10 protein-coding genes are annotated in these 12,992 nt (G+C 73.3%); all 10 read left to right on the forward strand.

Features of this window, described 5'->3' with window-relative positions:
- Window positions 1-5 precede the first annotated feature (5 nt).
- The 10 genes from ACFUK0_RS06905 (at window position 6) to ACFUK0_RS06950 (ending at window position 12,776) form a co-directional block, all read left to right on the forward strand.
- Complete coding sequence (locus ACFUK0_RS06905; protein WP_380247016.1) at window positions 6-1,124, forward strand: homoserine O-acetyltransferase; 1,119 nt, start codon at window positions 6-8, stop codon at window positions 1,122-1,124.
- A 132-nt stretch (window positions 1,125-1,256) separates the two neighbouring features.
- Entirely contained in the window at window positions 1,257-1,841 is a 585-nt protein-coding gene (locus ACFUK0_RS06910; RefSeq protein ID WP_380247017.1) for a TerD family protein, read from the forward strand.
- Window positions 1,842-2,116: 275 nt separating this feature from the next.
- The gene (locus ACFUK0_RS06915) at window positions 2,117-4,657 is read left to right on the forward strand and encodes a hypothetical protein (protein WP_380247018.1); all 2,541 of its coding nucleotides are present in this window, start codon (window positions 2,117-2,119) and stop codon (window positions 4,655-4,657) included.
- A 124-nt stretch (window positions 4,658-4,781) separates the two neighbouring features.
- The gene (locus ACFUK0_RS06920; RefSeq protein WP_380247019.1) at window positions 4,782-5,615 is read left to right on the forward strand and encodes a S1 RNA-binding domain-containing protein; all 834 of its coding nucleotides are present in this window, start codon (window positions 4,782-4,784) and stop codon (window positions 5,613-5,615) included.
- 428 nt (window positions 5,616-6,043) lie between these two features.
- Window positions 6,044-7,150, forward strand: coding sequence for a hypothetical protein (locus tag ACFUK0_RS06925; protein WP_380247020.1), 1,107 nt, complete (start codon window positions 6,044-6,046; stop codon window positions 7,148-7,150).
- Window positions 7,151-7,314: 164 nt separating this feature from the next.
- Window positions 7,315-8,058 carry an IclR family transcriptional regulator gene (locus tag ACFUK0_RS06930; RefSeq protein WP_380247021.1) on the forward strand — a complete coding sequence of 248 codons (744 nt, stop codon included), beginning with the start codon at window positions 7,315-7,317 and terminating at the stop codon, window positions 8,056-8,058.
- Window positions 8,059-8,220: 162 nt separating this feature from the next.
- Window positions 8,221-8,553 carry a putative quinol monooxygenase gene (locus ACFUK0_RS06935; RefSeq protein WP_380247022.1) on the forward strand — a complete coding sequence of 111 codons (333 nt, stop codon included), beginning with the start codon at window positions 8,221-8,223 and terminating at the stop codon, window positions 8,551-8,553.
- A gap of 219 nt (window positions 8,554-8,772) precedes the next feature.
- Window positions 8,773-9,258, forward strand: coding sequence for a hypothetical protein (locus ACFUK0_RS06940; RefSeq protein WP_380247023.1), 486 nt, complete (start codon window positions 8,773-8,775; stop codon window positions 9,256-9,258).
- Window positions 9,259-9,860: 602 nt separating this feature from the next.
- Window positions 9,861-12,533, forward strand: coding sequence for a class III lanthionine synthetase LanKC (gene lanKC / locus ACFUK0_RS06945; RefSeq protein ID WP_380247024.1), 2,673 nt, complete (start codon window positions 9,861-9,863; stop codon window positions 12,531-12,533).
- A 105-nt stretch (window positions 12,534-12,638) separates the two neighbouring features.
- The gene (locus ACFUK0_RS06950) at window positions 12,639-12,776 is read left to right on the forward strand and encodes a SapB/AmfS family lanthipeptide (RefSeq protein WP_176189324.1); all 138 of its coding nucleotides are present in this window, start codon (window positions 12,639-12,641) and stop codon (window positions 12,774-12,776) included.
- Window positions 12,777-12,992 lie beyond the last annotated feature (216 nt).

Here is a 12,992-nt window from a genome sequence, read left to right on the forward strand (position 1 = left end):
GGCGCATGAGCGAATTCATCCCCCCCGCCACGCGCTTCGTCGACCTGCCCGACGGATTCCCGCTGAAGCGGGGCGGCGCACTGCACGGCGCCCGGATCGGCTACGAGGCCTACGGGCCGCTGGACGCCGCACACGACGTGATCCTGATCCTGACCGGCCTCTCGGCCGACGCACACCCCGCCTCGCACCCGGGCGACCCGCGCCCGGGGTGGTGGGAGGCGATGCTGGGGCCGGGCAGGCCCGTCGACACGGACCGGTGGTCCGTGATCTGCGTCAACTCGTTGGGGAGCTGCAAGGGATCCACCGGGCCGGCCTCCGTCGACCCGGGCACCGGTGAGCCCTACCGGCTGGAGTTCCCCGACCTGACCGTCGAGGACATCGCGGACGCCGCCGCGTACACGGTGCGCGCCCTGGGCGTCGAGCGCCTGGCCTGCGTGCTGGGCGCCTCCATGGGAGGGATGAGCTCGCTCGCCCTGCTCGCCCGCCACCCCGGGATCGCGCGGACCCACATCAACATCTCCGGGGCGGTGCACTCACTCCCGTTCTCCATCGCCATCCGCTCGTTGCAGCGCGAGGCGATCCGGCACGATCCGCACTGGAACCGGGGCCGGTACCACGGGGACCGGTTCCCGCTGCGCGGCATGCTCACCGCGCGCAAACTGGGCCTGGCCACCTACCGGTCGGCCCAGGAGTGGGACGACCGCTTCGGCCGGGCCCGGCTGACCGCCGGCCGCCGCCCGGGGACGGAACCGTTCGGCATGGAGTTCGAGGTGGAGAGCTACCTGGAGTTCCACGCCCGCCGCTTCGTGCACGAATTCGACCCCAACAGCTACCTCTACCTCAGCCACTCCATCGACCAGTTCGACCTCGGCGAGTCCTGTGGCAGCACCCCGGACGCCGTCCTGTCCGCGGTGCAGCTCGACAGCGCGCTGGTGATGGGAGTGGAGACGGACATCCTGTTCCCCCTGAAACAGCAGCGGCAGATCGCCGAGGGGCTGCGCGCCGGTGGCACCGACGTGCACTTCACCGCCCTGGAGTCGGCGCAGGGCCACGACGCGTTCCTCGTCGACACCGACCGTTTCGGCCCGCCCATCGCCAAGTTCCTCTCAGCGGGATGCGACTAGCCGGCGTGTCCGGGCCCGGCCGGCGCGTCCGGCCGGGCCGCCGTCGGCGGGAACACGCTGCCCTGGTGGCCGGAAAGCACCGGACACCAGGCAGACTCGTGTGGAGCAGTTCCGTTCCTGAGAGGACCACGCATGATCACGTTGACGAAGGAAGACGGCCCGGCGGACCTGGACGGGGTGACCCACCTCTCCATCGGCGCGTCCTGGGACCCGACGGCCGGGAGCAGCGGCGGGCTGATGGGCAAGCTCCGGCAGAAGACCGGCACCGACCTCGACCTGATCGCCATCGCGATGCAGGGCTCGGAGCCGGTGCGGCTGGCCGGCCTCGACTCGCTGGACCCGCTGGGCAACGGCTCGCTGGTGCACAGCGGTGACAACCAGACCGGGCACGGGGACGGCGACGACGAGACGGTCACCGTCGAGTTCTCCCGGGTGCCCGCCAACATCACGGCCATCGTGTTCGTCGCGGCCGCGTACAAGAAGCGCAGCGCGTTCCAGAACGCGCGGAACATCAGCTTCAAGGTGTACGACGCGACGGGCGGGAGCGTCCAGCAGGTCGCCGACATCTGGCCGAGCCTGCTCACCAACGACAACGGCTGCGCCGTGGCGAAGGCGGTCCGGGTCGGCGCGGGCTGGAAGCTCCAGGTGATCAACGAGACCGGGAAGATCAAGCAGGGCGACGAGCGGGACCTGATGCGCTTCGCCGTCAGCAAGTAGCGCTCGCGGAGCAGGGCTCCCCAGGAGAGCGGTGCCGAGCCCGGTCCGGCGGGGTGACTGTCCGGCAGTCACCCCGCCGAGCGGCGCTGCCGGGCCTCGGGGGCGGCCGCGGACGGGCGCGGAGCAACTTCAAATGACGTTGGTTTTGTCAGATTCGAGCACTGGTCGACTAATAGGCAAAACGGACTGACCGCTTCTTCCCGCGCTCCCTACCGTGGTGAGCGGCGCAGGCTGACCTTCTGTCAGCCTGCCTGTCGCCTTGAGGTGGAGAACCAGTGCTGAAAAGCCTCCGTCCGCCCGTTCCGACCCGCCTGCTGCGCGCCGTCACGGCCGCCGCCCTGACCGCCACCCTCCTCTCGGGCCTGGGAGATCTGGCCCCCGGAGCCGCCGCCGCCCCCGCGGACACCACGACCGCCCCGAGCGGGACGTCCACGCTGGCGAAGAGCGCCCAGAACGTCACCCACCCCGGCGCGAGCCCGGCGGACCACGGGGACACCGTCAACTGGGTCGTCCGGTACGACAACGCCGCCACCGGTGGCGCCGCCGCGCCGGCGGTGCTCACCGACCCGGTCACCGGCGCCGGAAGCGCCCAGAGCTACCTGCCCGGATCGCTGCACGCCCCACCCGGCTGGACCCCGTCCTGGTCGACCGACGGGACGTCCTTCGGCGCCGTCGACCCGGGCGCGGCGACCAAGGCCGTCCGGGCCGAGAACCCGGTCGCGCGGCCCGGCGGCACCGGTCTCTCCGCGCCGCTGCTCGCACCCGTCCGCCCCACCGCGCAGTCCACCGGCGGTGACGGGTTCACCCCGGTCCTGTACCGGACGGCCTCCGGCGAGGTCGAGTCGTGGAACATCTACCACCACGCGGGGACGACCGCCCGCCAGGTCGTCTGCAGCAGCCTCTCGGCCGGGCAGCCCTGTACCGGCGGCCCCTGGCCCCGCCCGCTGAACACCACCCCCGGCCCGCTCGGCGCGGGCAACACCGGTGACATCGGCAGCCCGCTCACCCCCCAGTACGTGCTGGATCCCGGACGGCCGGGCGTGGTCTACTACCCCGCCGTCACCGCCGGCTCCGTCGGCGTCGGATGCCTCGACCTCGGGGCCCGCGCCAACTGCGGGTACTTCGCCCTGGCGAGCACCGCGGCCGCGCCCAGCACCGCCAACAACCTGGCCGGTCTCGTCGCCGTCGGCGGCAACCTCTACGGGGTGGCCAACACCGGGCAGGTGCTCTGCCTCGCCATCACCACCCGCACCCCCTGCGCCGGGCAGCCGTACGCCCCGGTCGTCACCCCCAACCACGACCTGCCCAACACGCCCGGCGCCCTCTACCTCGGCGCCCTGACCACCATCGGGGACAAGGTCTTCGCGTCCTCCTCCCCGCAGAACGGCTCCACCACCGCCGGCCCGCCGACCCTCGGCTGCTTCGACACCGCGACCCTGGCCGCCTGCACCGGCTGGAGCACCCCGCTCCCGGCCGGTCCCAACGCCGGCTACTACACCTACAACGCCTACACCTCGTACGACACCGCCGGACACCCCGACGGCGTCTGTACCACCACCGTCGGCGGGTCCACCCTGCTGACCACCTGCTATCGCCCGGACGGCTCGGCGCTCCCGGCCCCCGCCACCCTGGCGACGCTGGCCGGCGGCGTGCTGACCTTCAACCCGGAGACGGTCACCGACGGTGGCGGGACCCGCAGCTACTTCCCGGTCTGGGGCGGCGGAGTGCCCGGCGCGACCGTCTGCCACGACTGGACGCACGCCGCGCCGTGCGCCGGATTCCCCACCCCCGCCCTCCACCCCGGGGTCAACGGCGGCAACACCCGCGACTACGGCTACAGCTACGACGCCACCACCCGCTGCCTGATCGGCCTCGGCGACGCCGGCGTCCTGTTCTCCCTCGACCCGGCGAGCGGCGCCACGCCGTGCGTGCACAGCGGCGCCGCCGTCACCCTCAAGCCCGCCGACTTCTACTGCGACGGCGCGCCCGGTCACGTGCAGGGCTACACCCAGGCGCGACTGACCGACATCGACCTCGCCAACGTCGACCTCGCGGCCTCCCGGGTCATCGTCACCGACCCCGACGGCAGCACCGTCGCCACGCCCGCGCTCAGCCCGGCCGGGACGGTGGACCTGTCGGCCGTCTCCGTCACGGCACACCCCGCCATCACCGTCACCGCCCAGCTGGTGCTCAACGGCGCCGGTGACTTCACCCCGGACAACCACCCCACCCTGGTGGTCGAGTACCGGGGCGACGCACCGCAGCTGTGCTTCCGGACCACCGTCACCACCGACTGCGCGACCGCCCAGATCTCCAACACCGCCACCGGCACGGACGCGACCGGCGCCCTCACCTCCAACACCGTCACCGTCCCCGTCGCACCCGGCGCCGGCTGCCGGCCCCAGGTGACCGTCAACAAGGAGATCTGCGCCTCCGACAACCCGCACAACTGCGGCCCCGGCGGCCCCGGCCCCTGGGCCAAGACCAGCCCGGTCGGGCTGCTGCGCCTGCTCGGCACCGCGTACTGGCGGATCACCGTCAGCAACGCCGGCCCGGTGGACGCGGCGGCGGTGAGCGTCAACGACGCCGTCACCCCGTCCTGCCGCAGCGCCGCCGGCACCTTCACGCTGGCGTCCGGGAGCAGCCGCCAGGTCTACTGCAACTCCTTCCTGCTGGCCCTGCCCATGAAGAACACCGCGTCGGCGAGCTTCGTCGCCGCGAACTCCCCGGCCGGCACCGCACCGACCACGAGCACGCCGTCCTCCGCGGTGGCCTGCTCCCTGCTGTGCATCCTGGCGGCGCCCGGCCGGGACTGACCCCTCGGCGCCCCTGACGCGGCCGGACCCGGGAACACCCCGGGCCCGGCCGTCCTGCTGCTGCGGCCCCGCACCGCACGGCCGCAGCCCGGCAGGCACGCGTTCCCATGAGAGGCTGGACGCCATGGGTGGGGCGACGAACGACCGGGCCGCACGGGACTTCCTGGCGACACTTCGCGTCGGTGACCTGTGCAGCGGAACCGCGGCGGAGGTCGACGGAGTCCGAGGAGTGGCGGTGACCCTGGACGGGTTCCCCGCGCGCCCGCTGGGCGCGGTCGGCCCCCTGGACCTGTCCCGGCGCCGGTATCCGGCCGAGGCCGTTCAGGCCGGCCGACGGATCACCGCGCAGGTGACCGCCGTTGATCTGAACGAGGGTCGGGTGCAACTGTCGATGGCGGCTGCCGAGAACCCGGAGCTCTGGGCGTTTCTCGAACCCCTGTGGCGCGGCGCGATCCTTTCCGGCAGGGTCGCGGCGATCGAGCGCTTCGGCGTGTTCGTGGCGCTGGACGAGGGCCCCGCTCACCCGGTCTTCCCCGGCGTCGGGTTCATCACCTACCCCGAGCTCTCGTGGCGGCGTTTCGAGGCGGCAACGGACGTCGTCCGGGTCGGACGGCGTGTCACCTGCGAGTTCCTCCAGTTCGACACGTGGAACGGCGAGGCCAGGCTGTCCCTGCGAGCGATGCAGCCCGATCCCTTCCAGGCCTTCGCGGACGGCGTCCAGGCCGGGCAGATCCTGCACGGGCAGGTCACCACGTTGGCGCCCTTCGGCGCCTTCGTCCAGGTCGCCGACGGGGTGGAGGGGTTGGTCCGCCTTCGGGAGCTCGCCGCGCACCCCGTGCGGTCACCGGCGGAAGCCGTCCGGGCGGGCGATGCGGTCTCGGTCGCCGTCATCGACGTTGACCGACAGCGACGCAGGCTGCTCCTCTCCCGGCGACTGGCCCTGCCCGAATCCGGTTGAGGCCCGGTGGCGGCCCCGCACCGCACGGTTCCGGCCAGCGGGGTGGCCGCCGTCGGCTGTGGCCGGACGGGCGGGGGGCCAGTGGTGGGGTGTGCGGCCACTGCCCGGGGGGACGGCGTGGCCGGGCGGTGGGGGAGGAGCGGCGGGCGGGAAGTGGTGGGGTGGGTGGGACGAGCCCGTGAACGGCCGACAACGGGTCTCCGGTTCATGCCGGGGGTCTGGGCCACGAGGTGGCGCACTCCTACGATGTGAGGCGCGGTCGGGCCTGACCCCCGACAGTGCCGGCCGACGCCGGACCGCACCGGACGCTCCGCGCGAACCGGTCCGTCCCGTCGGCCGCGGGCCGCCCGGGCACCGGGCGCGGGCCCGCAGCGCAGGCTGTACAGCACAGGCCGCACACCCGTCCTCACCACCCAGGGGGTACGCCCATGCACGCCCGCACCGTCGCACCGCAGATCAGACCCGTCCGCGCCGTTCTGCTCGTCCTGACCATGCTGGCCGCCCTGGTGGCCGTGGCACTGCCGGCCGCGGGCACCGCCCGTGCCGCCGTGCCGGACCGCTGGGGCTTCGCGTTCCTCGACAACCCGACCCCGCCGTCCGGGTACGTCCCCGATCTCACCCGGCAGTGGGGCAGTTGGCCGTCGCCGGCCGCCAATCCGGTGAAGGTCGACCAGCTCGCGCTCGGCTCGTACCTCGTGCACTTCCCGCTGATCGCCGGCCCCGGCGGCATCGCCCACGCCACCGCCGTGGGCCGGACGGGCAACTGGTGCCAGATCAAGGGCTGGTCCACGGCGGGCACCGGGCAGGACGTCGCGGTGAACTGCTACAAGCCCGGGGGCGCGCCCGACAACACCCTGTTCACCGTGCTCTACACCACGAGCAGCGGCACGCCCTCGCCCGCCGGGGGCAGCTACGGCTACACGTACTCGGCCGTCTCCGGGGCGGTGCTCGCCCAGTACAACTCCGCCGGCGCGGTCAACACGGTGAGCCACGGCTCGACCGGCATCTGGAAGGCCTGGCTGCCCGGCCTGGGGCTGTCCACCGCCGCCGGGAACATCGAGGTGACGGCGGTCGACGCCGTCCAGGGTGCGCGCTGCAAGGTGGCCGACTGGGTGCCCGGCGCGACCGGCCAGACCGTCGTGGTCGCCTGCTTCGACGCGGCCAACGCCCCGTACGACACGCAGTGGACGCTGAGCTACTCACTGAAGCGGGCCGTGCACGGGCCGGCCTTCCCGCCGAAGTCGTTCGGCTACCTGTGGTTCAACGGCGGGGTCCCGGCGGGGACCAACTACAACTCCAGCGGCGCGACCAACACGCTCGCCGTGTCGGTCCCGTCGACCATCACGCTGCCCGGCGTGGCCGTCCCCTCGGACACCGCGCACGCCACGGCGTACGGAACCGGCCCGAACTGGTGCGGCCTGGCGCTGCCCTGGGCCCGCAGCGCGGGGACGGTGAAGCTCTACACGATCTGCTTCAACGCCGCCGGTTCGCCGGTCTCGTCCCCCTTCCTGACCGCCTACACCTCGGCGTTCTGACCCCGCGTGGGCCGGGTACGGGGTACCCCGTACCCGGCCCACGCCCGGACGACGGCCTGCCCCGGCAACCCGTCGTCCGGGTCGGGCCGGGGACGGGGCGCCGACGCGGGCGCGGCGGCGCGTACGGTGGCCGTACCGTTCGCCCGCCCGGAAGGACTCCCCGCATGCCCGCCGCCGCACCCGGCCCGCAGTCGGTCGACCGCGCGCTGGAGATCCTGGACGCCGTCGCCGACGCCGCGCGCCCGGTCAGCGCGAAGGCGCTCGCCCGGCAGCTGGGCTGCTCGCTGTCCACCGTCTACCACCTGCTCGGCCCGCTGACCGCCCGAGGCCACCTGCTGCGCACCGCCGGCGGCTACACGCTCGGTCCACGGGTGCCCGCGCTGTACCGGGCCTTCCAGCGGCACCTGGAGATCGGTCCCGGCACCGGCGAGCTGCTGCGGCGGGTGCAGCGGGCCGCCGGCGTCCCGGCGTACCTCACCGCGCACCGGGACGGCGTCATCACGGTGGTCGACTCGGCCGGCCCGGCCGGGGCCCCGGAGCACCCCTTCGTGCCCGGCCCCGAGCTGCGGGCGCACGCGACCGCGCACGGCAAGGTCCTGCTGGCCCCACTGTCCCGGGCGGCCCGCCGCCGCTACCTGGCGGCACACGGGATGGCCCGGCTGACGGACCGGACGATCACCGGTGCGGACCGCTTCGAGGCGGAGCTCGACCGGGTCCGCGACGCGGGCGTGGCCGTGTCGGTGGGCGAGGCCGATCCCGCGTACACCTGTCTCGCCGTGCCGCTGCCGGCGCCCCACCCGGACGGCGTCACCCATGCCCTCTCGGTGTCGCTGCCGACGAGCGGGTTCCGCAGGCGGCAGGCGGTCCTGCGCGAAGTGGTGACCCGGGCGGCGACGGGCCGGCTCTGATTACCCCGGGCCACGGGGACGGCGGGAGCGCCGTTTTCCGACGCTGACGGAATCCGGCACGCGCGGGTGTGCGGCGGGCCGCCCCTGCCCGCACGATGAGGGGGCGGGGCAGCCTCCCGGCCCCCCGCCCGCCGCACTCCCCGCTCACGAAGGCAAAACCCCATGATCTTCATCGCCGTCAGGTTCACCGCCCACCCCGGCCGGGGCGACGACTGGCTCGCGCTGGTCGACGACTTCACCCGCGCCACCCGCCAGGAGCCGGGCAACCTGTTCTTCGAGTGGTCCCGCAGCGTCGACGACCCCGACCGGTTCGTCCTGCTGGAGGCCTTCGTGGACGCGGAGGCGGGTGCGGCCCACGTACGGACCGAGCACTTCAGGGCCGCCATGGAGACGATGGCCGGCGCGGTCGCCGTCACCCCGGAGATCATCAACGTGGACGTGCCGGGCCAGGGCTGGAACGAGATGGCCGAACTCGCCCCGCGCCACCGGGCCTGATCCGGCGCCGCTCCGCCCGCTGCCCGGGCCGCCTGCGGGGATATCCGGTCGGCGGCGGCACCTCGGGGCACTAGCATGGCGGCCGGCCCGGCGGCGCCCTGCTGCCGCCCCTGCAGACGGGACCAGATCTTCAGCCGTAGCTCCGGACACCGCATCGAGCCCGGCCAGGTGTACCGGGAGGCCCGGACCCGGGACGGCGCCCTGCCCAGGGTGATTCAGGTGCAGGACCACCTGCCGGACGGCCGGCTGGTCGTGATCGATGCCCGAACGGGGCGATGGCGCCGCCCGGTTTCCCCCGCCGTCCTGCACCCGTACGCCCGTACCCGGGCCGGCGTCCTGCGGCACGCCGGCTGGGTCTTCACGAGCCCGGGCGATCACCTCGCCGAGTACCTGGACCACGCGCTGCCCGGCCCGGGCCGGGTCTCCCACGGTTGGACCGGAGTGCGCGAACACAGCGTCAGTACCTCGGCCGTCTGCGGCGGTACCGTCACGCTCTGGGACCCCGAGGACATCGCGCCCGCCATCACCGCCCTCGCCGTCATCGACTGGCACGGCGACGACATCACCGGCTCCGACGGCCGTCCCGAACTGCGGGTCCGCCACCGGGGCGCCGCGTTGTGCCCGGAAGCCGTACTGGACGGGGCCGCCTGCCTGTGGTGCACCCAGCCGCGCGGACATTCCGGTGAGCACTTCAGGTGGTCCTGAGGTACGGGTGGGCGGATCCGGGATCCCCCGATCGCGTATACCGGCATTCTCTTCCGATGGTCAGATTGTCGGAGTCATTCACAGGGGAACGTTTGAGCGAGTACAGATGATCTGTTCACGTATATCTGGTGATTGTCTGCCTGTATGGCTGTAAATATGAGTCGCCCCGCGCGTGGTGCTGTGGGTGAAACCCCTGTCGCCCGCCCTCCGCAGAGGCTGTGCCGCCCGTCCGCCGGATGAGTATATGACCAGTTCAGAGGGCTCTTCGGGCGGAGGGGTGAGGTGACGTCGGCCACCGTGGGGGCCACTCGCCGGCCCGCGGTGGTGGACGGGGCGCACGCGTTCGCATCGGGCTCACTTTGCGCCCCGGCGGCTGCGCCGGGAGCTGATATTCATTCGAAAATACAGCGTTGCGCCGTTGTCAAACAACTCTGCCTTTCCTGATACTTCGACTAGTCGCATCGTATTCAGGGTGTTCACCTGCTCGGCTGTCCGCCCTGTCCGCATGAATGCGCCCCCGACTCCTGCCGTTCCGGACGCCGTCGGCAGATCCCTGTTCCGTTCTGCCCCGTCGTGCACGCTCCGCCCCGAGGAGGATCCCCGTGGACAACCGGTACGAGGCCTACGCCTACGCCGATCCGCTCTTCTACGACTCGCCCCGGCGCTGGGGCGCCGCCGACGAGTTCGCGGCCGTCAGCCGGCCGCTGCCCTCCGGGTGGGAGCACGGCGACCTGGAGATCTGGGCCGTCGTACGCCCCCAGGACGTACAGCTGCCCTCGCAGGGCTGGAAGATCCACGTCTCCTCGTGCGCGGAGGATGCCGAGGAGGTGCTCGCGGAGGTCTGGGACTACTGCCTCCGGGAACGGATCACCTTCAAGTTCCTGCGCGGACTGCCCATCCTCCAGGTGCAGAACTCCAAGTACGCCCCGCGCGGTGCGAGCGGGAAGTTCTGCACGCTCTACCCGGTGGACGACGCCGAGCTGGAGCGATGTCTCGGCGGGCTCGGCAGCCGACTGGCCGGCCGCCGCGGACCGTACATCCTGAGCGACCTGCGATGGGGTGAGGGGCCGCTGTACCTGCGGTACGGGGGATTCGCCGAACGCCACTGCCGCAACGAGGCCGGTGAACGGGTGCTCGCCCTGGAGGAACCGGGCGGCCGACTGGTGCCCGACGTCCGCGGCGCCGGGTTCTCGGTACCGGACTGGGCTCCGGTGCCCGCCTTCCTCGCACCGGTGCTGGCCGCCAGAGCGCAGCAGCAGGACACCGGTCTGCCGTACACCGTGGAGCGCGTGCTGCACTTCTCCAACGCCGGCGGCGTCTACCTGGCGCGCGACCAGGCCGACGGGCGGCAGGTGGTGCTCAAGGAGGCCCGGCCGTACGCGGGCCTCGACCAGCGCGGGACCGACGCCGTCGCCCGGCTGCAGCAGGAGCACGACATGCTCGCCCTGCTGGCCGGCCTGCCCGGCGTACCCGTCGTGCACGGACTGCTGACCGTCTGGGAACACCGCTTCCTGGTGCAGGAGTTCGTCGAGGGGGAGTCCCTCAGCCAGTGGCTGACCGCGCACTACCCGCTGATCCACCCGGACGCCGACGACGCGTCCGTCGCCGAGTACACCCGTGAGGCGCTCGGCATCGTGCAGCGGATCGAGGTCGCACTCGACGCGATCCACGCCCGCGGCGTCGTCTTCGGCGATCTCCACCCCCGCAACCTGATCATCCGGCCGGACGGCGAGATCTGCTTCATCGACTTCGAACTGGCCAGCACAGCAGCGGACTTCGTCCGCCCCGCGCTCGGCGCCGCCGGCTTCACCGCCCCACCGGGCCACACCGGAGCCCAGGTGGACCGGTACGGTCTGGCCGCAATCCGGCTCTGGCTGTTCCTCCCGCTGGCCCAGTTGCCGGCACTCGACGCGGGCAAGGCCGTCGAACTCGCCGAGGCCGTCGAGCGGCGCTTCCCGGTGCCGTCCGGCTACACCGACGAGATCCGCCGCCTGCTGGCCCCCTCGCGGTCGGACGGCAGGACTCCCCGCCCCGAGCTGGGGCAGCGCCGCAGCGAGGCCAACGCGCTGCTCACCGCGTCGCAGGCCGACTGGCCGGTCATCAGGGACTCGCTCGCCGCGGGGATCAGGGCGATGGCCACCCCCGGCCGGCCGGACCGGCTCTTCCCCGGCGACGTCGCCCAGTTCACCCACGGCGGCCTGGGCCTCGCACACGGCGCGGCCGGGGTGCTGTACGCCCTCCACGCCACCGGCGCCGCGATCGACCCCGAGCACGTCCAGTGGCTGGTGCACGCCGCGCGGACCCGCCCCACCGCACCGGGCCTCTACTTCGGCGGGCACGGCGTGGCCTACACGCTCGACCTGCTCGGGGAACGCGAGGCGGCCCTGGACCTGCTGCGGCGGCTGAGCGCGGCACCGGCCGGCGAGCCGGGGCCGGGCCTTGCGGCGGGAAGCGCAGGTGTCGCCCTGACCCTGCTGCACTTCGCCACTGCCACCTCGAATGCCAAGGCCACCTCTCATGCCGATGCCGCCGACCGCTGCCTGCTGGACGAGGCAGTGGCCCTCGGACGGGCGGCGGCCGAGGAGGCCGAGAAGGCCGGCCCGGACGACGGCCGCCGGAAGGCAGGCCTGCTGGCGGGAGCCTCCGGCGCCGCCCTCGCGCTGATCCGGCTCTACGAGCACACCGGTGAGGACGCGCTGCTGGCGCAGGCCGAGAGCCTGGTGGAACGGGACCTCGACCGCTGCGTCACGGTGACGGACGGGACCCTCCAGGTGGTGGACGGGCGCCGCGTCCTGCCGTACGTCGAGACCGGCAGTGCCGGCATCGGGCTGGTCCTCGACGCCCTGCTCGCGCACCGCCCCGACAGTCCGTCAGCCGTCCACGCGCAGGCGATCCGCCGGGCGGCCGAGCCGGAGTTCATCATCCAGCCCGGTCTGTTCAACGGACGTGCGGGGCTGCTCGGCTACCTGGCCCTCAGCGGCCGGGGCGCGTGCGGCGCGGACGACGCCGGGGCGCACCGGGCCGTCGTGGACCGGGAGCGGGCCGTGCTGGACCGGCAGCGGGCGCTGCTGGCACTGCACCAGATCTCCTACCAGGGGCATCTCGCCTTCCCCGGGGACCAGTTGCTGCGGCTCTCGGCGGATCTGGCCACCGGCTCCGCCGGGGTGCTGCTGGCCCTGGGCACGGCACTGGCCGGCACCCCGTTCCTCCCCTTCCTCCCCTGGACGGGCGGCCCGGTCGTTGCACGGCCGGCCGCCGCCCTCACCTCCGGCTGACGCGGCCCGGAAACGGCCCGTCACGCCCCGGGCGCACCGGCGCCCCCACCGACTCCCGGCCGCCGGCCGGGCGATCAACACCGTCAGTAGTGAAGGAGAACAGTCATGGCGATCCTCGACCTCCAGACCATGGAGCTGCCCGAGACCGAGGCGGCCCCGATCGACGACACCCTCGCCAGCACGAGCTCGCTGAGCGTGCTCAACTGCGGCACCAGCACGGTCAGCACGCTCCTCTGCCTCTGACCGGCACCACCGTCCGGTAGGGGCGGACCGTAGTACCCAGTAGTACCCAGCAGGACAGCAGTATCCAGCGGGAGCCGCCCGGGCCGTCACCGGCCCGGCCGGTCGCCCGGGCCGGAGCAGCACCCAGTTGCTCCGGCCCGGCCCGCGTACACGTGGACGATCCACCACTCGCGTCCGCCGGCCCGGTCGGCGCGAACCGGCGACACCACCGCAGCA

The sequence above is a fragment of the Kitasatospora sp. NPDC057223 genome (genome assembly GCF_042669755.1).
GTDB lineage: Bacteria > Actinomycetota > Actinomycetes > Streptomycetales > Streptomycetaceae > Kitasatospora.